General features: G+C 68.9%; 22 protein-coding genes. 13 read left to right on the top strand and 9 right to left on the bottom strand.

The window, feature by feature from the left end; genetic code table 11:
* Window position 1 precedes the first annotated feature (1 nt).
* From IEV64_RS11165 to IEV64_RS11175, 3 genes are read left to right on the top strand one after another with little or no spacing between them, the layout of a single operon-like run.
* Window positions 2–1123, top strand: coding sequence for an exonuclease (locus tag IEV64_RS11165; RefSeq protein ID WP_188423887.1), 1122 nt, complete (start codon window positions 2–4; stop codon window positions 1121–1123).
* Window positions 1120–1362, top strand: coding sequence for a KEOPS complex subunit Pcc1 (locus tag IEV64_RS11170; protein WP_004970863.1), 243 nt, complete (start codon window positions 1120–1122; stop codon window positions 1360–1362). The genes IEV64_RS11165 and IEV64_RS11170 overlap by 4 nt, the downstream gene beginning before the upstream one ends.
* Complete coding sequence (locus IEV64_RS11175; RefSeq protein WP_007273467.1) at window positions 1355–2020, top strand: 30S ribosomal protein S3ae; 666 nt, start codon at window positions 1355–1357, stop codon at window positions 2018–2020. Before IEV64_RS11170 ends, IEV64_RS11175 begins: the two co-directional genes overlap by 8 nt.
* A gap of 128 nt (window positions 2021–2148) precedes the next feature.
* Here IEV64_RS11175 and IEV64_RS11180 read toward each other — a convergent pair whose 3' ends face one another.
* Entirely contained in the window at window positions 2149–2595 is a 447-nt protein-coding gene (locus IEV64_RS11180; RefSeq protein ID WP_007273466.1) for a cupredoxin domain-containing protein, read from the bottom strand.
* Between the two features lie 166 nt (window positions 2596–2761).
* Here IEV64_RS11180 and IEV64_RS11185 point away from each other — a divergent pair, with 166 nt between their 5' ends.
* The gene (locus tag IEV64_RS11185) at window positions 2762–3433 is read left to right on the top strand and encodes a protein sorting system archaetidylserine synthase (protein ID WP_049918186.1); all 672 of its coding nucleotides are present in this window, start codon (window positions 2762–2764) and stop codon (window positions 3431–3433) included.
* A gap of 14 nt (window positions 3434–3447) precedes the next feature.
* Here the strand turns inward: IEV64_RS11185 and IEV64_RS11190 are convergent, their stop codons facing one another.
* Window positions 3448–3711 (bottom strand): hypothetical protein, encoded by a 264-nt coding sequence (locus IEV64_RS11190; RefSeq protein WP_188423888.1) that lies wholly within the window; start codon window positions 3709–3711, stop codon window positions 3448–3450.
* A 71-nt stretch (window positions 3712–3782) separates the two neighbouring features.
* Complete coding sequence (locus IEV64_RS11195) at window positions 3783–4058, bottom strand: DUF7111 family protein (protein WP_007273463.1); 276 nt, start codon at window positions 4056–4058, stop codon at window positions 3783–3785.
* Between the two features lie 120 nt (window positions 4059–4178).
* On the opposite strand from IEV64_RS11195, the gene IEV64_RS11200 reads away from it, so the two are divergent.
* Window positions 4179–4529: a DNA-binding protein gene (locus IEV64_RS11200; protein WP_188423889.1), complete on the top strand. Its 351-nt coding sequence runs from the start codon at window positions 4179–4181 to the stop codon at window positions 4527–4529.
* A 2-nt stretch (window positions 4530–4531) separates the two neighbouring features.
* On the opposite strand, the gene IEV64_RS11205 is transcribed toward IEV64_RS11200, so the two are convergent.
* A complete protein-coding gene (locus IEV64_RS11205; protein ID WP_007273461.1) occupies window positions 4532–5674 on the bottom strand; it encodes an acyl-CoA dehydrogenase in 1143 nt (380 codons plus the stop codon).
* Between the two features lie 117 nt (window positions 5675–5791).
* Between IEV64_RS11205 and IEV64_RS11210 the strand changes: the two genes are divergently transcribed.
* Together IEV64_RS11210 and IEV64_RS11215 are read left to right on the top strand one after the other, a co-directional pair.
* A complete protein-coding gene (locus IEV64_RS11210) occupies window positions 5792–6868 on the top strand; it encodes a phytoene/squalene synthase family protein (protein WP_049918188.1) in 1077 nt (358 codons plus the stop codon).
* A gap of 211 nt (window positions 6869–7079) precedes the next feature.
* Window positions 7080–7928 (top strand): cytochrome c oxidase subunit 3, encoded by an 849-nt coding sequence (locus tag IEV64_RS11215; RefSeq protein ID WP_007273460.1) that lies wholly within the window; start codon window positions 7080–7082, stop codon window positions 7926–7928.
* A gap of 75 nt (window positions 7929–8003) precedes the next feature.
* Here the strand turns inward: IEV64_RS11215 and IEV64_RS11220 are convergent, their stop codons facing one another.
* On the bottom strand, window positions 8004–9662 hold the full coding sequence (locus IEV64_RS11220) for a potassium channel family protein (protein ID WP_188423890.1): 1659 nt from the start codon (window positions 9660–9662) through the stop codon (window positions 8004–8006).
* A 53-nt stretch (window positions 9663–9715) separates the two neighbouring features.
* On the opposite strand from IEV64_RS11220, the gene IEV64_RS11225 reads away from it, so the two are divergent.
* Window positions 9716–10069, top strand: a complete 354-nt coding sequence (locus tag IEV64_RS11225; protein WP_007273458.1) for a hypothetical protein — start codon at window positions 9716–9718, stop codon at window positions 10067–10069.
* Window positions 10070–10235: 166 nt separating this feature from the next.
* Window positions 10236–11060 (top strand): CDP-alcohol phosphatidyltransferase family protein, encoded by an 825-nt coding sequence (locus tag IEV64_RS11230; RefSeq protein WP_188423926.1) that lies wholly within the window; start codon window positions 10236–10238, stop codon window positions 11058–11060.
* On the opposite strand, the gene IEV64_RS11235 is transcribed toward IEV64_RS11230, so the two are convergent.
* Entirely contained in the window at window positions 11061–11966 is a 906-nt protein-coding gene (locus IEV64_RS11235) for a class I SAM-dependent methyltransferase (RefSeq protein WP_188423891.1), read from the bottom strand. It lies immediately after the preceding gene.
* A 177-nt stretch (window positions 11967–12143) separates the two neighbouring features.
* Between IEV64_RS11235 and IEV64_RS11240 the strand changes: the two genes are divergently transcribed.
* Window positions 12144–14381 (top strand): DUF7527 domain-containing protein, encoded by a 2238-nt coding sequence (locus IEV64_RS11240; protein WP_188423892.1) that lies wholly within the window; start codon window positions 12144–12146, stop codon window positions 14379–14381.
* 265 nt (window positions 14382–14646) lie between these two features.
* Here IEV64_RS11240 and IEV64_RS11245 read toward each other — a convergent pair whose 3' ends face one another.
* Entirely contained in the window at window positions 14647–14952 is a 306-nt protein-coding gene (locus tag IEV64_RS11245) for a hypothetical protein (protein WP_004043804.1), read from the bottom strand.
* Between the two features lie 232 nt (window positions 14953–15184).
* On the opposite strand from IEV64_RS11245, the gene IEV64_RS11250 reads away from it, so the two are divergent.
* From IEV64_RS11250 to IEV64_RS11260, 3 genes are all read left to right on the top strand, one after another.
* The gene (locus tag IEV64_RS11250) at window positions 15185–16516 is read left to right on the top strand and encodes an adenylosuccinate synthase (RefSeq protein ID WP_188423893.1); all 1332 of its coding nucleotides are present in this window, start codon (window positions 15185–15187) and stop codon (window positions 16514–16516) included.
* Window positions 16517–16634: 118 nt separating this feature from the next.
* Window positions 16635–16820: a methytransferase partner Trm112 gene (locus IEV64_RS11255; RefSeq protein ID WP_013035425.1), complete on the top strand. Its 186-nt coding sequence runs from the start codon at window positions 16635–16637 to the stop codon at window positions 16818–16820.
* Between the two features lie 57 nt (window positions 16821–16877).
* Window positions 16878–17459: a DUF7524 family protein gene (locus tag IEV64_RS11260; RefSeq protein ID WP_007273453.1), complete on the top strand. Its 582-nt coding sequence runs from the start codon at window positions 16878–16880 to the stop codon at window positions 17457–17459.
* Between the two features lie 62 nt (window positions 17460–17521).
* On the opposite strand, the gene IEV64_RS11265 is transcribed toward IEV64_RS11260, so the two are convergent.
* The gene (locus IEV64_RS11265) at window positions 17522–18712 is read right to left on the bottom strand and encodes a DR2241 family protein (RefSeq protein ID WP_188423894.1); all 1191 of its coding nucleotides are present in this window, start codon (window positions 18710–18712) and stop codon (window positions 17522–17524) included.
* Window positions 18712–19590: a CbiX/SirB N-terminal domain-containing protein gene (locus tag IEV64_RS11270; protein ID WP_188423895.1), complete on the bottom strand. Its 879-nt coding sequence runs from the start codon at window positions 19588–19590 to the stop codon at window positions 18712–18714. Before IEV64_RS11270 ends, IEV64_RS11265 begins: the two co-directional genes overlap by 1 nt.
* Between the last annotated feature and the right edge of the window lie 145 nt (window positions 19591–19735).

Below are 19735 nucleotides of genomic sequence, written 5' to 3' on the forward strand. Positions count from 1 at the left end.
AATGTCCGTGAGCCCCGCCGAACAGACACCCGCCGCCGACGCCGCCGCGACCCTACGCGAGGCGACGTTCGTTCGTCTCCGCGTCCACGGGAGCGGCGCCGCCGTCGCGGCCGCCGGTGTCGTCGGACGGGCGCTCAGGACACTCGACGTCCCCTTCCGCATCCGCGCGACCGACGACCCGGACACTGTCGCAAACGACGACGTTGTGGCGGTCATCGGGCTGTCGGACGCCGATGCGGACCTCGAACTCGACCCGACCGACGCCGTTTCGGTCGTCCGCGAACTCGGCGTCGACCCCGACCCGGCGGTCGCGCTGGCCGGCTTCCACGCCGCCGGCGAGACGCCGGACGACGACACCGAACTCGCGGGCGCCGCGGCCGACGCGGGCGTCGAAGCCGGACCCGGCGTGGCCGTCCCCACGGGCGACCTCGCAGACGGGCTGGCGCACTCGACGCTCGTCCACGCGCCGTTTTCGGCCGACAGGGAGCGCGCGCAGGCGACGCTCGCCGAACTGTCGCTCCCGGCCGAACTCGACGCGGACGCTCGCAGGCGCGTCGCGTCCCTCGTCGCCATCGACGCGACGAGCGGCGAGGCGACCGCTCGCGCGGCGACCGCCGTCGAACGCGTCTTGGGCCCGGAGGCGACCCCGAACGGACCGTTCGAAACCGTCGGCGGCTTCGCCGACGTGCTCGACGCGACCGTCCGGGAGTCGCCCGGGACCGCCGTCGCGCTGGCGCTCGGACACGACGTTCGGGACGCCGCGCTCGACGCGTGGCGCGACCACGCGCGGGCGACCCACGCCGCGCTCCGCGAGGCGACGACGGGCCGTTACGAGCGCCTCTACGCGCTCTCCTGTGACCTGTCGTCGCCGGGGCGGCTCGCCACGGTGGCGAGGCTCGCCCGCGACTTCCGCTCGCCCGAGCCGACCGTTCTCGCGGTCGGCGTCGGTGCCGCGGCCCTCGTCTCGACCGGCCCCGCCGGACTGGACGAGGACGTCGCCGCGGCCGCGAGCGACCTGCCGGACGCGTCCGCGACCGGGTCGCCGTCGGAGGCGACGATGACGTTCGACTCCGCGGCGGAGCCGAGCGACGTCGTCGCGGCCGTCAGGGAGGTGCGCCGATGACCCGGCGTGCGACCCTGCGGACGACCCACGACGACCCCGGTATCGTCGCCGGCGCGCTCGAACCGGACAACACGGAGTCGATGCACAGCCGAGTCGAGGGGGACGAACTCGTCACCACAATCGAACGCGATTCGACCGGCGGCCTGCACGCCACGGTCGATGACTACGTCGTCAACGTGACGGTCGCCGAGACCGTCATCGAAGCCACACGAACGCACACAGACACTAACCATGAGTGAACGATCCGTCTCCAAGCAGAAGCGCGGAAAGCGATGGTACACCGTCATCGCTCCCGAGAATTTCGACCGTAAGGAACTCGGTTCGACCTTCGCGGACGAACCCGAGAAAATCAACGGTCGCACCGTCGAGTCCACCCTCGGCGACCTCAACGACGACCAGGGCGCGAACAACGTCAAGCTCACCTTCAAGATCACCGACGTCGGTAGCGACGCCGCCTACACCGAGTTCATCCAGCAGGAGCTCACCCGAGACTACCTCCGTAGTCTCGTCCGCCGCGGCGCGTCCAAAATCGAGGCCAACGTCACGGCCATCACCAAGGACGACTACCGCGTCCAGCTCCAGCCCGTCGCCTTCACCACGAAGAAGGCGGACCGGAGCCAGGAACACGAGATCCGTCGCATCATGACGGAGCTCACCCGCGAGGCCATCACGGGCCACACCTACGACGCGCTCACCGAGAGCGTCGTCGAGGGTCGCCTCTCGTCGGCCATCTACGGCGACGCGAAGGTCATCTACCCCCTGCGCCGCGTCGAGGTCAAGAAGTTCTCCCTCGAAGCCCACCCCGAAGAGGTCGAGGCCGAAGAGGAAGCCGCCGTCAGCGTCGACGAAGGCGACGTCGCGGTCGACGTCGACGAGGACGAAGCGACCGAAGCGTAAGCCCGTCTCGCCGACGGCTCGACTTCGAATCCCGACTTTTTCGCCGACTGCGCGCTGAGCGAGAGTCACGTCGCTCTCGGGTCGGATGCGAAAAACTAACCCTCAGAATTCGACGCCGTGCGCCGAGCTTACTCCTCGACGACGATGGTGCCGACCATGCCGGCCTGTTCGTGGGGGATACAGAGGTACTCGTACTCGCCCGGCACGTCGAAGGTGTGGGCGTACGTCTCGCCGCTCCCGATGAGGCCGCCGAGGGAGTTGGAGTAGGCGTCGCGGGCGGCCTGCTCGCTCTCGTAGCCCCCGCTCGCGAAGAACGCGGCGTCCTCGGGGAGGACGCCCTCGTAGGCGGTGACGGTGTGCCCGCGCGAGCTCGTGTTGCGCCAGACGACCTCGTCGCCGACCTCGACGGTCAGCGTCGGCGGGTCGAACGCGACGGCGGTCATCCCGATATCGAAGTCGTCGCCCGAAGCCATCAAGGTCGCACAGCCCGCGAGGCCGGCGGTCGCCGCCGCACCGGCCGCCGCGAGGAATCGACGCCGCGTCCGACCGCCGTCCGAAGACCCGTGGTCTCGCATGTCCGTCCCTCGGGACGCGACCGATAAAGGTCGCATGGTTCGCCCGCCGAACCGCCGAACGAAGCGAAACACGCCGTCTCTGTCCGGTTCGGGCGGCGGCGACGCGGCGTCGGCCGCCGACGGACGGAACGTAAGAGGGAAAGGGAAGGTACGCAATCGCATCGGTATGAGACCCCGATTCGTCGGCCGGTTGGGCCCCGCCGACGTGGTCACCGCCGGGAACGCGGCGCTGGGATTCGTCGCGGCGGTGTTAACCGCGGTCGACGTGCACCTCGCCGCCAAGGTCATCCTCCTCGCCGCGATGGCCGACGGTCTCGACGGCGTCGTCGCCCGACGCTACGGCGGGACCGACGCCGGGCCGTACCTCGACTCGCTCGCGGACGTGGCCTCTTTCGGCGTCGCCCCGGCCCTGCTCGTCGTCGCCGTCGTTCGCGAGATGTGGGGCTTCGACCGGGTCCGGGTCGTAGCCGGCGTCGGCGTCGCCGCGCTGTTCGTCGCGGCCGCGGTCGTCCGGCTGGCGCTGTACACCGCCTACGACAGCGGGTCCGACGAGACGATTGGGGTGCCGACGACGCTCGCGGCGACGATTCTCTCGGCGGGCGTGCTCGTCGGCTTCGTCGAGCCGATGTTGCTCGTCGGCCTCTCGGCGATTATGGCCGCGCTCATGCTCTCCGACGTGTGCTACCCGGACCTCCACGCGCAGGACGCGCTCGTCATGGGCGCGGTGCAGGGCCTCGCGATCGTCTGCTCCGGGACGCTCGGCGAGGGGTTTTCGTTCGGCCTGCTGTTCTTGGCGCTCGGCTACCTGTTTTTGGGCCCGCGGTTCTACTGGGGGTAACCCGACCGCGGGCGCTATCGGCGGCGGTCGAACAGCTCCGGAACGAAGAGCGCGACGACTACCACGAGGGCGGCGGCGACCACCAACACGGCCGGCCCCAGTTCCGGTGCGACGCCGACGGTCTGTGCGACACCGCGCGCGACGGGGGCCGTCCGCGACTCGATGCGAGAGCCGACAGCGCCGGTCGCGCCGACGCCGATGCCCGCGGTGATAAGCGCCGGCGGACCGCCGGTTTTCGCGGCGCGGGTCGCTCGCTGGGGGAGTCCCTCGTTTGACATATCCGCAACTCACAGTTGCCTCGGAGAAAAGTGGTTTCCCGTTCGCGGAGGCTCGCGGTCGACGCCCGGAGTCACATCCCCATGTCCGCCGCGTCCTCCGGGACCGGCAGGTCGTGCGGCGAGACGCCGAGGAGTTCCGCGGCGTGGTCGAGCGCCATGTCGAACCCGTAGTAGCGTTCGAGCTCGTCGCCGTCGACGGTCGGGCGGACCTTCAGCATCGCGTAGCCGTCGACGTTCTGAGCGACGGCGGCGGTCCGGCCGTCGCGGTCGAATTCGAGGACGCGCTCGGAGTCGGTGACGTAGTAGCGGGCGGTGACGCCGTTCGCCTCGGCGGTTGCGTCGGTCATGCGAGGCGCTAGGGAGTCGGGACTGTCTAAACTACCGGTTCCGGCGGACGGGAGACGGGACCGGAGGCGCGGCGGACCGCGGAACGAAAGTGACGTGTGTCTCTCCGCCGAGGTGGTGGTATGTGGTTTCAGAGCGGCCGCCGCCGGGACCTGTGTGCCGTCCTCTACGACGCGGGCGAACTCCGCGGACAGAAGCTGAAGACCCGGTTGGAACGCTACTACGACCTCCGACTCGACCCCCAGTTGTTCTACGGGACGCTCGACGCGCTCGTGGAGTCGGGGCACCTCGAACGCCGGACCGAGGGCATCTACGACGTGTACGGCCTCACCGACGCGGGCGCGAGCCGGGTCGAATCGTACTACGAATGGCTCGCGGCGCGGGTCGAAAACGGGGAGCGACGAACGGCCGGCGCGGACGAGATGGGCGGTGCAGACGAACTGGGCGACGCTGGCGAGTCGGTCGTCGACTGACGTTACTTCTGGAGCCAGTCGCCGATGGTGTTGCGGAGAATCTCGCTCGTCCCCTCGTAGATTTCGTTGAGCTTCGCGTCGCGGTAGTAGCGCTCGGCGGCGAAGTCCTTGGTGTACCCGTAGCCGCCGTGAATCTGGATGCCCTCGTTGGCCACCTCGCGGCTGATTTCGCTGGCGTAGAGCTTCGCCTGCGCGGCCTCCTTGATGAACGTCTCGTCGCGCATCTTCAGGTCCGCGGCCTTGTGCATGAGGAGCGTCGCGGCCTGCACCTTCGTGTCCATGTCGGCGAGTTTGTGCTTGATGGCCTGGAAGTCGCCGATGGGCTGGTCGAACTGCTCGCGCTCGCCGGCGTACTTCACCGCGTCGTCGAGGGCGGCGCGGGCGATGCCGATAGAGCGCGCCGCGATGGTGATGCGGCCGCCGTTGAGCGTCTTCAGCGCCTGCACGAAGCCGTCGCCCTCGTCGCCAAGGAGCCGGTCTTCGGGGATGCGCATGTCGTCGAAGCGGAGTTCGGCTGTCGGACAGCCCTTGTCGCCGAGCTTGTGTTCCGTGCCTTCGACGACGAAGCCGTCGTCCGCCTCGGGCCGGGCGACGAACGACGAGATGCCCTTGTTCCCCGCGTCGGGGTCGGTCTTGGCGAAGACGACGACCGTGTCGGCGACGGAGCCGTTCGAAATCCAGAGCTTGCCGCCGTCGACGACGTACTCGTCGCCGTCTTTCTTCGCCGTCGTCTCCATGGCGGGCACGTCGCTTCCCGCGCCGGGTTCGGAGAGCGCGAACGCGCCGATATCGGTGCCCTCGTTGAGCGGGGTCAGGTAGGTCTGTTTCTGGTCTTCGTTCCCGAACTCGTAGAGCATGTTGCCGGCGAGGCTCGTGTGGGCGGCGACGATGGTGCCGAGGCCGCCGGAGCCGCGGGAAATCTCTTCGAGGCCGATGGCGTAGGAGTGGTAGTCGAGGCCGGCACCGCCGTACTCCTCGGGGAAGGGCATGCCCATCAAGCCGAGTTCGCCCATCTCGGCCACGAGGTCGGCGGGGAACTCGTCGGTCTCGTCTATCTCCGCCGCGCGAGGTTTGACCTCCTCGTCGACGAACTCCGAGACCATCTCCTTGATTTGCTTCTGCTCCGCAGTGAGCGCGAAGTCCATACGTGAGTCTGTCATCGACTATGCTTATGTTTTCTCCTGTGCCGCCGCCGAGCGCCGCTGGGTTCGGTTCCCCACGAGACTTTTTATCCCCCCTTCCGTAATACGGGTACGCTTCGAATGTCTCGACACGCCGATGCCCGGCCACCGGCAACTGATGACGACCTCGATTGGTGTCACGATGCAGTTCAGGGGGTCTCTCGGACCTTCGCCCTCACGGTCGACGTCCTCGACGAACCGATGGCGTCGCACATCTGTATCGGATATCTCCTCTGTCGAATCGCCGACACCGTGGAGGATTCGTCTTCAATCGCGCCCGACGAGCAGGCACACCTCCTTCGACTCTACGACCGCGCGCTCGACCCCGACGACGACACCACCGTCGACGAGTTCGTGCACGCAGTACAGCCGCACCTCCCCCCGGAGGGCGAACAGTCCGACGACTGGATGGTCGTCGCCAACACCGCTCGGGTCTTCCGGACGTTCGAGGCGCTTCCGGAGGACGTTCGGGAGGCGGTCACGCCGCCGGTCCGCGAACTCGTCTCGGGCATGGCGATGTTCGTCGAACGCTACTCCCAGACCGGCGGGCTCCGCATCCAGTCCCGCGAGGAGTTAGAGGAGTACTGCTACTACGCCGCCGGCACCGTCGGCAACCTCATCACGAACCTCGTGACTCGCGGCAACATCGACAGCGAGCGCCGGTCGCGGCTCTACGACACCGCCGAGGAGTTCGGCCTACTCCTCCAGCTCGTGAACATCGCGAAGGACGTCCACGACGACTACACCTCCGAGAACAACGTCTACCTCCCCGCCGACTGGCTCGACGACGCCGGCGTCCCCCAAGAGGAGGTCGTCGCCCCCGAGCACAACGACCGGACGGCCTCGGTGGTCCAGCGGACCGCCGACCACGCCAAGTCGTTCCTCGACGACGCCCAGACCTACTTGGAGACGGTGCCGCTCCGCGAGGGCAACACGCTCGCCGCGTGGGCGATTCCGTTCCTGCTCGCGGTCGGGACGCTCCGCGAACTCGTCGCCAACCCCGAACACGCGGTGACGGGTGAGGGCGTCAAAATCTCCCGCCAAGAGGTGTTCGCCGTCGTCACCGAGATGAACGGCTCCGGCTCCGAGTCGCTGGCGGAGATGCGCGAGATTATCTCGCGACAGCCGTTCCACCGGGCGACGACGAACGCCGACTGAAGACACCGCCGCACCGTCGGTCGGGCCCCGGCTCCGTTTTCGCGTCTCTTCTCGCGCCGAGCGCCGCCAACCCGCCGAGCAACCGACCCTCGCGAGCGCTCTGTGTCGGAGCCGTCGCGGTCGCCGTCGGAGCCGCGGTTCGAGACCCATGCGGTCCCGTGACGAACGCAGTTTGGGAGGATTTTTAGTAACCCAAGCATAACGGGCGTCTATGAGTACCGAAGAAGCACACGACGACCACGGCCATCACCTGCCGGCGGTTCAGGACTGGCCGCGCGGCTTCGGCGAGGCGAGCTGGTGGCCGTTCGTCACCGCCGTCGGTGGCGCGGGCATCTACGCCGGTGCCGGGCTGTACGTCATGGGACAGGACGGAATCGTCGGCCAGACGGCGGGTCCCGCCGTGTTCATCGGCAGTATCTTCCTCTTCCTGGCCGGACTCTACGGCTGGTTGTACCACGCGTTCGTGAGCCACTTCTGGTCGCGCGACGCGAACCAGAAGAGCGCCTCGAAGCTCCGCTGGGGGATGATTGCCTTCCTCGGCTCCGAACTCGGGACGTTCGGCGCGCTGTTCACCTACTACTTCTTCATCCGCGCGGGGACGTGGCCGCCGCAGGAACTGCCGGAGCTAACCGGGTCGTTAGTGTTGGCCAACACCGCAATCCTCATCATATCCAGTTTCACGCTCCACTGGGCGCACGTCGCCATCCGCGAGGAGAACCACCGTAACTTCGTTCTCGGCCTCGCGGTCACTCTCCTGCTCGGCGTGGTGTTCATCGGCGGGCAGGTGTACGAGTACTACGAGTTCATCGTCCACTCGAACTTCTCTATCACCGACGGCATCTTCGGGTCGGCGTTCTACGGCCTCACCGGCCTGCACGGCCTCCACGTCAGCCTCGGCGCGGTGCTTCTCGGTATCGTCTTCGTCCGCGCGCTCCGCGGGCAGTACTCCGCCGAGCGCCACGTCTCCGTGAGCACGGCCTCGATGTACTGGCACTTCGTGGACGTCGTCTGGATTTTCCTCGTCGTCGTTCTCTACGTCGGCGCGGAAGTCGGCGCGTAACCGTCCTCGTCCGTCGCCGCGACGCCGCGGCACCGATTCTTTCGAAGCGCTCTGTCCTCCGAGAGCCGCGGCCGCTCACCCGAACTGTTCGTTGAACCGGTAGATGTCCTCGTCGATGCCGGCGACGACGAGGTCGTCGCCCGCTTCCACCCGGAACCCCGGTTCGATTTCGGTGACGAGGTCGCCGTTTCGCTCGACGGCGATGACGGTGCAGTTCGTCCGAGCGCGGACGTCTGCCCCGGCGAGGGTCCGCCCCACGAGGCCGGGGGCGTTCGTCCGGACGATTTCTATCTGGGACTGCGGGGCGATGACCTCCTCGTCGAGCACCGTCGAGGCGAGCATCCGCCCGGCGACCGTCGAGAGCGCGAGGACGTAGTCCGCGCCGGCCCGGTAGAGCTTGGCGATGCTTTCGGTCTCGTTGGCGCGGGCGATGACCTCCGTCTCCTCGGAGACGCGCTCGGAGACGAGCGTGGCGAAGACGGCTGTGGTGTCGTTGTCGAGCGCGAGGAGGACGCCGCGGGCCTCGGAGACGTTCGCTTCGGCGAGCGTCTGGGGGTCGGTGATGTCGCCGATGAGGTCTACGCCGGGTTTGTCCCGCTTGTCCACGACGAGGTGCGGGACGCCGGCGCTCGCCAGCGTCTCGGCCGCGGTGGAGCCGACCTCGCCGTACCCCGCGACGATAACGGTCCCGCGGCGGAAGCGCCGCGCCGACGACAGCGTCAGCGCGCGGAGCTCTTCGAGTTGCTTCTCGCGGCCGACGACGAGCAGGATGGTGTGTTCGTCGATGACGGCGTCCGGGCCGGGCGGGGAGACGAACTCCCCGGTGAACCACGCGCCGATGACGTTGACGCCGGTGACCTGCCCGATTCCGCTCTCGGCGATGCTCCGCCCCTCGACCGGACTGCCGCGCTGGACGAGCAACTCCGCGACCTCGAAGTCCTCGCCGATTTCGATGGCGTCGCCGAGCTCCGAGGAGATGGACGTGGTCGCCTTGCTCGCGAGGCTCTCGCCGAGGAGCCGGCGCGGCGAGACGACCCGGTCGGCCCCGGCGTAGCGGTGGTAGTCGGCGACCTCGGGGTCCTCGATGAGGCTGACGACGCGGGCGTCCGGCGCGGCCTGCTTCGCGGCGAGGATGATGCTCGCGTTCGTCTCGTCGTCGTCGTCGGCGACGATGGCGAGCGCCTCGGGCGCGTTCGCCGCCTCCAGCGACTCGACCTCTTCGGGGTCGCCGTGGACGACCTCGTAGCCCTCGCCGTACAGCTCCTCGGCGCGGTCGCGGTCGGCTTCGAGAATCACGTAGGGGACGTCCATCGAGTCGAGTTCGTCCACGAGGGCGTCGCCGCGGGGGGTGAACGTGCAGATGACGACGTGGCCCGTGTGCGTCGACGCCGTCGGCGGCGCGGTCCGCAGGGCGTCTTCGACGAGCGGGACGAGAAACAGCGGGAGCGTGAGGAAGACGGTCGTGACGCCCGTGAGTTGCATCAGAATCGACAGCGCGAGCAACGGCGGGTGGTCGACCCAAAACCGGGTCTGTTCGCCGTAGCCCGTCGTCGTGAACGTCTCGACGACGACGTGGACCGCCTGCAGGAAGGTGACGTCCTCGCCGGCGAAAAAGCCAGCCGCCCACTGGTACGCGATAGAGAACGAGAGCATCAACAGCCCGGCACCCGCGAGATAGCGGCCGAGTCGTCGCTTCGCCTTCGACAACCCGGGGCCGTCGCCCGAAATAGACATACTCCCGCTATGACCGCCGGTGGCTAAAAGCGTCCTGACGCGGTAGGAGTTCCATGACCCGCCGTCGAGACGCCGCGCTCGCCGGAGCGGTGCTCGTCCCCGTCGCGGTCGCGGCGGCCCTCCTGCGGACCCCGGTGACGGCCGAGCCGGCCTTCGTCGGCGTCGTCGGGGCGCTCGCGCTCGAACTCGCGCTCTCGATGCGGGCGTCGAGCGCCCGTAGACTGTGGGAACGACGGGGCGTGCGAGCCGCGTCCGTCGCGCTCGCCATCGTCGGCACCGCCCTCGCCGTCGTCGTCTTCGGGCCGGCGTCGCTCCTCGTCGTCGCGGCCGGGCTCTCGACGTATCTGCTTCTCCTCGCGGTGGTCGAGCTCCAAAGTCGCCGCTCCGGTCCCGAGCGCCGTCCGTGATTCGGCCCCTCGAACCTGTTACGCGAGGAATACTTAACCGACATCCGTCCCCCAGTACGGGTATGCGTAGCACAGCCTTCGACCGCCGAGACGACGGACGGCGACCGTGACGGCCTCGGCCGACGGGGGTGCGACCCCACCGCCGACCCGCCGGACGAGACGCCGCGTGCTCGAAACCGGCGGCGCGGCGGCCGCGGCCACGCTCGTGTTCGGCGGACTGCTCGCGACCGAGTGGGTCTGGCTCGTCTCGCGGGCCGAACCCTCGCCCGAGACCGCCGCGGCGACGTGGGCCGCCGGGACGCTGTTCGTCGTCGTCGGACTCTGCGCGTACACCTACGCGAACGCGAACGAGAACGTCGCGCCCCGCGGCGGCGAGACGGCCGAGTCCGCGGCGGAGCAGGCCCGCGCTTACGACGGCCTCGGAGTGCCGACCGCGGTCACACTCACCCGCGGGTTTCTCGTCGCGGGAGTCGCCGGCGTCGCCGGCGTGGCGCTCCACGGGCCGCTGAGTCCGCCGTGGGCGTGGGCCGCCGCCGTCGGCTACGGGGTCGCCGCCGCGCTCGACGCGCTCGACGGGGCGCTCGCCCGCAGGCTCGACCGCGTCAGCCGACTCGGCGCGCGACTCGACACCGCGGTCGACGCATTCGGCCTGCTCGTCGCCCCCCTCGCTGGCGTCCTCCTCGGCGAACTCGCGTGGTGGTACCTCTCGGTCGGCGCGGCGCGGTACGTGTTTCTCCTCGGCCTCAGGCTCCGCCAGCGGGCGGGCCGGGCGACGTTCGACCTCCCGCCCCGCGCCTCGCGCCGCGTCCTCGCCGGCGTCCAGATGGGCGTCGTCCCGCTGGCGCTCGCGCCCGGCGTCTTCGACCCGTCGATGCCCCTCGTGACCGGCGTCGCGGCCGCGGCGCTCCTCGTCGGCTTCGCTCGGGACTGGGGCTACGTCTCGGGGCGATTCGGGAGCGAGGCCGGCGGAGACGCGTCAGTCGCGGAGTAATCAGTCCAGTTCGGCCAACACGTCGAGGTTGTGGGCGACGTACGCGAGTTCGTCGCCCGCGAGGGCATCGTGTCGGGCGCGGAGCCACCCGTCGAGCGTCTCGCGGTCGACCGCGTCCGACTCGCCGACCGCCTCCTCGACGAAGCCGAGGATGCGGTCGAGGAAGACTCGCGCCTCGTCGTCGTGCGGCGGGTGGACGACCCAGTCGGAGCCGCCGGCCGCGACGACCGGCGCGCCGAGGTCGGGGAGCGCCGTGAGGAGGTCGGAGCCGGTGTCCGGGCCCGCGCGGTCGTCGTCGCGCATCGTCTCGTGGTACGCGCCGAGCACCGCGTCGTCGTCGGGGTGGCTCGGGCGGAACGCGGTTCGGCCGTCGAACGTGATGGGCGCGTAAAAGAGGCCGTCGTCGGTCAGCCGCGAGAGGAGCGCGGCGACCGCGCGGCGAAGCGGGAGCACGTCGAGGACCGCGTGGGCGACCACGAGGTCGATGGCCTTCGGGAGGACCGTCATCGCCTCGAAGATGTCGCTCGTCACGTAGGTGAGAGAGACGGAGCGACCGTGGCGGTCGATGCGAAACCCGTTCGACGTCGGCTCGGCGGTCCAGCCGGCGGCGCGGGCCCACTCGGCGAACGCCGCGGCCGCGTTGTCGGCCATCCCGCGCGTTCGGTCGACGAGGACGTACTTTATCTCGTCGTGCGCGTCGAAGACGCCCCACGAGAGGAGTCGCCGACACATCGCGCCCGTCCCAGCCCCGACCGAGACGACGCGGAGCGGCTCTCCCGACCGCGACTCGGCGCGCGCCTCCAGTCGGTCTTCGAGGCTCGCCAGCGTCGGTCGGTGTAGCGCGCGGTCGTCTACGGACTCCTTCGCGCGGAGGTAGTGGACGAACCGGTCGTCGTGGCTGGTCACGACCGACTCGTCTCGGCGGACTCGTATAACCGTTCTCCCGGCCCGACTCCGCCCGGTCCGGCCTCGGGCGCGGCGAGCGAATCGGTCACGGCGGACACGCTCAAGTGTGAACTGAGCTAAACGTTCACTCGATTCGCCCGGAAAGTATTTGATTCGGTTCCGGTGATGTAACGCCAAATGGATAGCGAGATTATTGACGCGGTGACCGGGTGGGACTCCGCGCCCGCCGAACGAGGCTACGGTGGTCTCCGGTCGCTCGCGGACGACGGCTTCACAGGAGCCGTCGTCGCAGGCATGACGTGGGGATTCATGCTCAACGGCCGTCTCCTCGGGGTTTTCGACGGGACGGTCGACGGTTTCGAGGGTGAATCGATAGAGGCGTATCGCGCACCGGACCCGGCCCTGCCGCTTCTGTACGCGATGCGGGAGACCGGCGGCGACGTCCGCGCGCAGTACTACACGGAGGAGACGCCGCTACAGGACGCCGACGGAACGCTCTCGGCGGGCGGCTTCACCGGCTACGTCGAACTGTCGGAGAACGTGCTCTCGGGCGACTACTACGTCGTCTACCACGGGGGGAAGTCGATGAGCGCCGCCTTCGTCGGCAACAGCAGGCGACTCATCACCGGCGACGAGGCGTTCGAGCGCGCGAGCGACGAGGTTGGCATCTACAAGGTCTACGACGTGGACATCGACCTCGTCGACATTCCCGGGGGCGACCCCGACGAGGAGGCCGACGAGACGGCGGGAGTCGCCGCTGGCGGCGTCGCTGGCGGTGTCGCTCCGACGGGCGACGAAGGGGCCGAGGACGCGGACGCCCCGACGGCCACCGACGAGCCGGGAGCGACCGCCACTGCCGACGAGGACGGCGACGAGACCCCCGAGGTCGACGACGGCGACGGCGACCTCGTCGGTGACGAGCCGGAGCCGGCGGACGAAGAGCCGGCCCCTGCCGCCTCGGCCGACGCGGCCGCGAGCGACGCCGAGCCGACCGAACCGTCGACTCCCGACGATGGGCCGACTGGGTCGGAATCCGACCCGTCTGAACCCGCGAGCGGGTTGCAGTCGTCGGAGTCGACCGAGGCGACCGCGCCGTCCGCGAGCCGGTCCGCGCAGGCCGACGCCGAGTCGCGGTCCCCGACGGCCGAGGGGTCGGTCGTCGTCGACGCCCCGCAGAAGAACGGCGAGCAGACGTCTCCGGAACCGCCCGCGGCGGACGACGCGACCGGCGACGACGTGTTCTCCGCCGAGGCGCAGTGGCGAAACGCCCGGTCGATTCCCTCGCTCGACCCCCGCGACGCCGAGGGCGAGTCCGTCGACGGCCGCCCCGGGACGCCCCGGAGCCACCAGCGGAACACGACGCACGCGACGCACCGCCGACCGTCGCGGGGCGGGGCGGCCGCCGAGTCGCGGCCGTCGTCGGAAGACCAGCCGCCCCAGCGGCGGTCTCAGCCGGACGAACAGACGTCGGAGGAGCCCGCGGTCGACCCGGTGGAAGCCGAGTCGCTGAAACAGCGAGTCGAGGCGCTGGCGTCCGAGCGCGACCGGCTCGAATCCGAGCGCGACGCCCTCCGCGAGGAGCGCGACGAACACCGCTCGCGCGCCGAGGAGCTGGAAGGCCGCGTCGCCGAACTCGAATCCGAGGTCGAGCGGCTTCGGGGACAGCTCGACGAGGCGGGCATCCGGTCGACCGACCGCTCGATGTCGGCCGACGAGGCGCTCCGCGGGACGAACCTGTTCGTCCGCTACGCCCGGAAGGGCGAGGCGACGCTGGAGAAGGCCCACGACGGGCAGGCCTCCCGCGAGGAGGTCGTCGAGAACCTCCGGCTCGAACACCACACCACGTTCGACACGGAGGGGCTCGGCATCGACGGCCAGCCCTACGAGGAGTTCCTCCACGAGACGCCCGAGTACGGCTTCGCCAAGTGGGTCGTCACCGACCTGCTCTACGAAATCGGCGAGACGGGCAATCGGTCGAGCCTCGCCGGCGTCTTCGACTCGATTCCGAAGGCCGACCGAATCGAGCTGTACGGGAGCGTCTCGATACCCCTCGGTGACGGCGAAGCCGAGTCGCGCCAGTTCGACATCATCGTCCGCGACCAGATGGGCGAGCCGCTGTTCGTGGCGAACCTGAACGACTCGCGGGACCCGGCGACCCGGCCGATGGTCACCCAGCTCATCAAGGACTCGAAGGGCGTCGCCAACGCGAAGGAGACGCTCGGCTCGGCGTTCATGGTCACGAAGAGCTTCTTCGAGCCGGGGGCGCTGGAAGCCGCCACCGAGGAGACCGGCGGCGGCCTCCTGAGCCGGTCGAAGCGCAAGAGCTTCGTGAAGCTCTCGCGGAAGCAGGGCTACCACCTCTGTCTGGTCGAAGCGCGGGGCGGCGAGTTCCACCTGAACGTCCCCGACCTCTGAGTCGGCCCAGCTTCGACCGTCGTCGGTCGCTGTCGCTGTGGTGTTCTACGCCCGCGGAGCGCCGCGGCTGGCGGTGCGACTGAGCAATAGTGAAACGACCGCGGTGCTTGGAGAGCGACCGCGGATAGTGTCCGTGGTGTCGTGTCGTGTCGGTACAGCCGGTACCGCGCGTCGAAGCGTCGCTACCGCGGTCGGTCCGATGTCGTGCCCGGAAAGACTCGTCGGACGAAACAGGATAGAACGACCGCGTGCGCCTGAAGTGTGGTTAGTTCTCGATTTCGGCCGCTTCCTCGATTTTCATCGATTCGAGCTTGCCGACGATTTCGTCAAGCTTGTCGTCGAGTTCGTCGACGAACTCCTGGGTGCGCTCGGTAGTGATTGCGCCCTGGCTGGAGGGTTCGATGAGGTTCTCTTCTTCGAGAACGCGGAGGGAGTAGCGGACCTTGTGGTGCGGGTAGCCCGTCTCGTTGGACATCTTCACGATGCCGATTGGCTCACTTTCGATGACCATCTTCAGGACCTGGAGATGGCGCTCCAACATATCGACTTCCTTCTCAAGTCGGTCTATCATGCCATTTGTTAACTCTTCTTGGTAGGCTTTAAGCCTTGCCCTCCGAGCCGGCGAAAAATCCGGTAACCCGACCTTACTGAGGACACTAATTAACCGTTGTGTTATCCGTCGCCACGCCAATGCGTGTTCATGGCGTATTCCTCGGCGACTTCGGGAGAATTAGCCACGAACGTGTATTGCTCGTCGGCCGCGACCGTAATCTGTTTAGTCCGGCGCGGGGAACGGCCGACGTATGACTGTTACCATCGTCGGTTCGCAACTCGGCGACGAGGGCAAAGGCGCGCTCGTCGACCTGTGGGGCGGCGACGCTGACATCGTCGTCCGCTATCAGGGCGGCGACAACGCCGGCCACACCGTCGTCGAAGACGGCGAGGAGTACAAGCTGTCGCTCGTCCCGAGCGGGGCCGTCCGCGACAAGGTCGGCGTCCTCGGAAACGGCTGTGTCATCAACCCACGGACGCTGTTCTCCGAGATTGACGACCTCCGCGAGCGCGGCCTCGACCCCGACGTGCGCCTCGCCAAGCGCGCGCACGTCATCATGCCGTACCACCGCCGCCTCGACAACATCGAAGAGGAGGCGAAAGCCGACTCGGACCTCACCGTCGGCACGACCGGCCGCGGCATCGGCCCCACCTACGAGGACAAGGCCGGCCGCCGCGGCATCCGCGTCGGCGACCTGCTCGACCCCGACGTGCTCCGCCAGCGACTGGAGTACGTCGTCCCCCAGAAGCAGGCGCTCATCGAGGACGTGTACGGCCTCGAAGCCGGCGAGGAGTGCGACGTGGAAGCGCTCGTCGAGGAGTACACCGAAATCGGCCGCCGCCTCCGCGAGGACGACATGGCCGTCAACTGCGGCGACTTCCTCGCCGAGCGCCGCGAGGCCGGCGACAACGTGATGTTCGAGGGCGCCCAGGGCACCCTCATCGACATCGACCACGGGAGCTACCCGTACGTGACCTCCTCGAACCCGACCGCGGGCGGCGCGGCCACCGGCACCGGCGTCGGCCCGACCGTCGTCGGACAGGGCGAGGTCGTCGGCATCGTCAAATCCTACCTCTCCCGCGTCGGCGAGGGCCCGATGCCGACCGAGCTGAAAGACGACGACCGCGAGGAGGAGCTCGCGGACTTCATCCGCGAGAAGGGCGGCGAGTTCGGCACCGTCACCGGCCGCCCGCGCCGCATCGGTTGGCTCGACATGCCGATGCTCCGCCACGCCGCCCGCGTCAGCGGGTTCACCGGCATCGCCGTCAACCACCTCGACGTGCTCGCCGGCCTCGACGAGGTCAAGGTCGGCCACGCCTACGAACTGGAGGGCGACGAACGCCTGACGATGCCCGCGACGACCGAGCGCTGGGGCGAGTGCGAACCCGTTCTCAAGGAGTTCGACACGTGGCCCGAAGTGGACTGGGCGGCCGTCGCCGAGGAAGGCTACGACGCCATTCCCGACGCCGCACAGGACTACCTCGAATACCTCTCGGACGAACTCGACGTGGCGATTTACGCCGTCGGCGTCGGCCCCGGCCGCGAGCAGACGGTCCACATCGAGAACCCGTTCGACGACTGAGCGCCCCGCAGTCGGCCGACCGCTGACGGCCGGCCGTCGCCCGACAACCATCGGCGACCACCGCCGCGACGGCGGCGAACCCGTACGCTTTTACTTCGCGCAATCCACCGTCACGACGATGAAAGAATCCCTGATGGACATCCTCTGTGACCCCCTCGACAAGAGCGAACTCGAGCTGGAAGTCGACGAGCGCGACGGCGACGAAATCATCGAGGGGCGGCTCATCGGCACGGTCACCGGCGAGGTGTACCCCATCGAGGACGGCATCCCGAACCTCCTGCCGCCGGACATGCGCGACGACTGAGGCGCGACACCTCATCGGACCTGAACGTTTTTCTATTCTCGTCTCGACGGTGAAGCCGTGTCGAACGCGCCGCTCACCGTCACGCTGAACGACGAGCGCCCTCACGACCTCTCGGTAGCGCCGTCGTTCTCGACGAACGGGCCGTTCTCGGTCGAGCTCGCGAACGAGGGACAGGCGGTGCACGTCCACCTCCACATCGACGACGAACTCTCGCGCGCGGCGAGCCTGTCCGAAGGAAACCACTTCGTCGACGGCGGCCAGACGAAGACCGTCGAGGTGTTCGTCACCTCGCCGCCCGAACCGGTGTCGGGGAAGCTCAAAATCGTCTCGGGCCACGGCTCGGAGACGAGGTACGTCGACGTGACCGTCGAACCCGGCTCCGGCGGCAAACCGCCGGTCGACGTGGACGAGACGCTCTCGAAGCCCAAGCAACCCGAACCGGAGCCGAGCGTGACAGAAAGCATCGCCGACGTGTTCCCGAGCGTCGACCCGCGGGCCGCCCCGCTTTTCGGCCTCGCGCTCGTCGCGCTCGTCCTCGCGGTGGCGCTCGCCTCGCTGTTCGAGAGCTTCGCCATCACCCTCGGGGCCGGCGTCGTCGTCGGCGGCGTCCTCGCGGCGCTGGTGCTGACGATGCGATGACGCTGACGACGCGCTGAGCGCGTCCGCGTCCGAGAAATCGGACCGATTTCTCGCGGCGCGGCCTACTCGCCGTCGGGCGCGTCGGTCGGGACGCCTCCGAGGTTGCCCTCGTCGTCGAACAGCTTCGCGCGCAGGAACCGCGCCCGGTAGCGGTTCGCGCCCTCGTACACGTCGGCCTCGCGGATGTCGTCGGTGCGGTCGTCCGCGACGGCGTCGATGATGTCCTCGACCTGTTGTTTCTCCGAGGGCGTCAGTTCGAACTCGTACGTCTGGGTCTCTTCGCCCTCCAGCCGCGTCCACTTGCGGGACGCCGCGATGACGACGGAACACGGCTCGCGGCACGGGAACGCGCCGTCGCCGCCGTCGACGTCGAGGTCGGCGTCGTCGTCGTACTCCCACTCGCGGCGCTTGACGCACTGGCTGTCGTCACAGCAGGCCTCCGCGACCCAGTCGACGTGCTCGTGGCCGTCGCCGCGGTTCCACGTCTTCACGACGCTGTACATCCCGGTCTGGCGGCCGATGGCGTCCTCCCAGTGGGTCACGTCGAGTTCGCCCCGGCGCTCGCGGTACCAGTTCGGCACCGACGCGGGGTAGAACGTCTCGACGGTCTCGACGAGGTCGCGGCCGCCGAGGTCGGGGAACACCCAGCCGCCGGCGAGGTTGTTGCCGGACTTCAGCGGGCGGTACCGACCCTTCTCGTCGTAGGTCGCCAACTGCCGGGCCGCGAGCGGTTCGCGGTAGGCGTCGAGGTAGTCGCGGTCGGCGTCGGCCTCGTCGGCGTGGCGGAGTTCGTAGGACCGCTCGCCGTGGTCGTCGACGGTGGCCGTGACGAGCAGTTGGCCCCACTCGCGGCTGGCGCCGTCTCGGAGGGCGTCGTAGCGCTCGGGGACCGAAGCGGCGTCAGCGTCGGCATCGGCATCGGCGTCGGCGTCTCCGTCTCCATCGTCGTCGGCGTCTCCGTCTCCATCGTCGTCGCCGCCCGCATCGACAGACGCGCCCTCGACCCAGCGGAGGAACGCCCGTCGCTGGGGGCTGACCTCGCCGACGACCTCGGACCAGAAGTACCAGTTCGTGGCGTAGTCGTCGTGGTCGGCGAGGGCCTCGCGGAGCCCGTCTTCCGTGAGCCCCGAAAGCGTCGAGTCGGGCGTTTCGAGGCGGTAGCCGTCGCCGTCGCGGGCGACCGAGAGTCCGTCGAGCGAGACGCCGTCGCCGGTCGTCGCGGCGTCGACGAGGGCGTCGAGGTGGTGTCCCATCAGTTCGCCTCCTGAGCCGTCTTTCGGGTGCGTTCGCGCACGACTTCGAGGCTGTTCCCGATGTCGGCACCCGCGTCGGCGGCGCGTTCGAGCACCACGTCGGCCATGAGCCCCTCGGTCCCGACCGCGCCGGCGTACCAGATTCGGTGGCCGTCGACCTCGGCGGGCACGTCGTAGCCCGTGCGGTAGTCGTCGGTCAGGCCCATGTCCTCCGGGATGTCCTCTTGGGTGTGGAAACCGTCGGCGATGAACAGCGGGACGACGACCACGTCCTCCGATTCGAAGTAGTCGGTCACGTCGTCCACTTCGGGTTCCTCGTCCATGTAGAGCGCCTGCACCTCGTCGAAGCGGTCCATCTCGCGGATGCGGTCGGCGTGGTACTCGATGGCCTTCGCGGAGTTCTCGTTGCGCTCGGTCCCGTGGCCGACGACGGCGAGGCCGAAGCCCTCGCCGACGTTCGGGTCGCCGGTGACCGTCTCGGCGCGGCGGACCAACACGTCGGTCATCGCCGCGTGCGTCCCGACCGGCCCGCAGTAGTGAATCGTCTTCTCGGGCACGTCCGTCGCGGTGAGCGTGACGTGCGACGCCGACAGGCCGTCGGAGTCCCAGTCGGCCACGTCCCACCCGTCGAGGCGGAGTTCCCGCGGGATGACCTGCTCCGTGAAGTAGCCCTCGCTGATGAAAAGCGGGACGACGTACACCTCGTCGGCCTCCACGGTCCGGAGCACCTCGCGGATTGACGGCTCTTCCTTCCAGAAGCCGGTCCGCACCTCGTCGAACGCGCCCACCTCGCGGACCGTGTCCGCGTGGTCGTAGGTGGGGGCGCTCGAATCCGGGTTCAGGTGGGACCCGTGCGCCACGATGACCAGAGCTTGCATGTCCGGGGGTTACGAGGGGAGTGTCTTATGAACTTCGCATCGGGGAAAGGAATCTTCGGGTTCGGACAACTCGCGTTCGCCACCCGTTCAGGAAACGCGAGACGGGGCGCGGGGAGTCGCGACCCACGACGACCGCGACAGCGCC

The organism is Haloferax sulfurifontis, assembly GCF_014635105.1.
Classification (GTDB): Archaea; Halobacteriota; Halobacteria; order Halobacteriales; family Haloferacaceae; genus Haloferax; species Haloferax denitrificans.

Coding starts and splice junctions, on each gene's coding strand:
- IEV64_RS11190 (WP_188423888.1), bottom strand. CDS start 3,711: ATGTCAAACGAGGGACTCCCCCAGCGAGCGACCCGCGCCGCGAAAACC.
- IEV64_RS11270 (WP_188423895.1), bottom strand. CDS start 19,590: ATGCAAGCTCTGGTCATCGTGGCGCACGGGTCCCACCTGAACCCGGAT.
- IEV64_RS11200 (WP_188423889.1), top strand. CDS start 4,179: ATGTGGTTTCAGAGCGGCCGCCGCCGGGACCTGTGTGCCGTCCTCTAC.
- IEV64_RS11165 (WP_188423887.1), top strand. CDS start 2: ATGTCCGTGAGCCCCGCCGAACAGACACCCGCCGCCGACGCCGCCGCG.
- IEV64_RS11240 (WP_188423892.1), top strand. CDS start 12,144: ATGGATAGCGAGATTATTGACGCGGTGACCGGGTGGGACTCCGCGCCC.
- IEV64_RS11265 (WP_188423894.1), bottom strand. CDS start 18,712: ATGGGACACCACCTCGACGCCCTCGTCGACGCCGCGACGACCGGCGAC.
- IEV64_RS11225 (WP_007273458.1), top strand. CDS start 9,716: ATGACCCGCCGTCGAGACGCCGCGCTCGCCGGAGCGGTGCTCGTCCCC.
- IEV64_RS11170 (WP_004970863.1), top strand. CDS start 1,120: ATGACCCGGCGTGCGACCCTGCGGACGACCCACGACGACCCCGGTATC.
- IEV64_RS11255 (WP_013035425.1), top strand. CDS start 16,635: ATGAAAGAATCCCTGATGGACATCCTCTGTGACCCCCTCGACAAGAGC.
- IEV64_RS11205 (WP_007273461.1), bottom strand. CDS start 5,674: ATGGACTTCGCGCTCACTGCGGAGCAGAAGCAAATCAAGGAGATGGTC.
- IEV64_RS11185 (WP_049918186.1), top strand. CDS start 2,762: ATGAGACCCCGATTCGTCGGCCGGTTGGGCCCCGCCGACGTGGTCACC.
- IEV64_RS11215 (WP_007273460.1), top strand. CDS start 7,080: ATGAGTACCGAAGAAGCACACGACGACCACGGCCATCACCTGCCGGCG.
- IEV64_RS11250 (WP_188423893.1), top strand. CDS start 15,185: ATGACTGTTACCATCGTCGGTTCGCAACTCGGCGACGAGGGCAAAGGC.
- IEV64_RS11220 (WP_188423890.1), bottom strand. CDS start 9,662: ATGTCTATTTCGGGCGACGGCCCCGGGTTGTCGAAGGCGAAGCGACGA.
- IEV64_RS11210 (WP_049918188.1), top strand. CDS start 5,792: ATGTCTCGACACGCCGATGCCCGGCCACCGGCAACTGATGACGACCTC.
- IEV64_RS11195 (WP_007273463.1), bottom strand. CDS start 4,058: ATGACCGACGCAACCGCCGAGGCGAACGGCGTCACCGCCCGCTACTAC.
- IEV64_RS11245 (WP_004043804.1), bottom strand. CDS start 14,952: ATGATAGACCGACTTGAGAAGGAAGTCGATATGTTGGAGCGCCATCTC.
- IEV64_RS11175 (WP_007273467.1), top strand. CDS start 1,355: ATGAGTGAACGATCCGTCTCCAAGCAGAAGCGCGGAAAGCGATGGTAC.
- IEV64_RS11180 (WP_007273466.1), bottom strand. CDS start 2,595: ATGCGAGACCACGGGTCTTCGGACGGCGGTCGGACGCGGCGTCGATTC.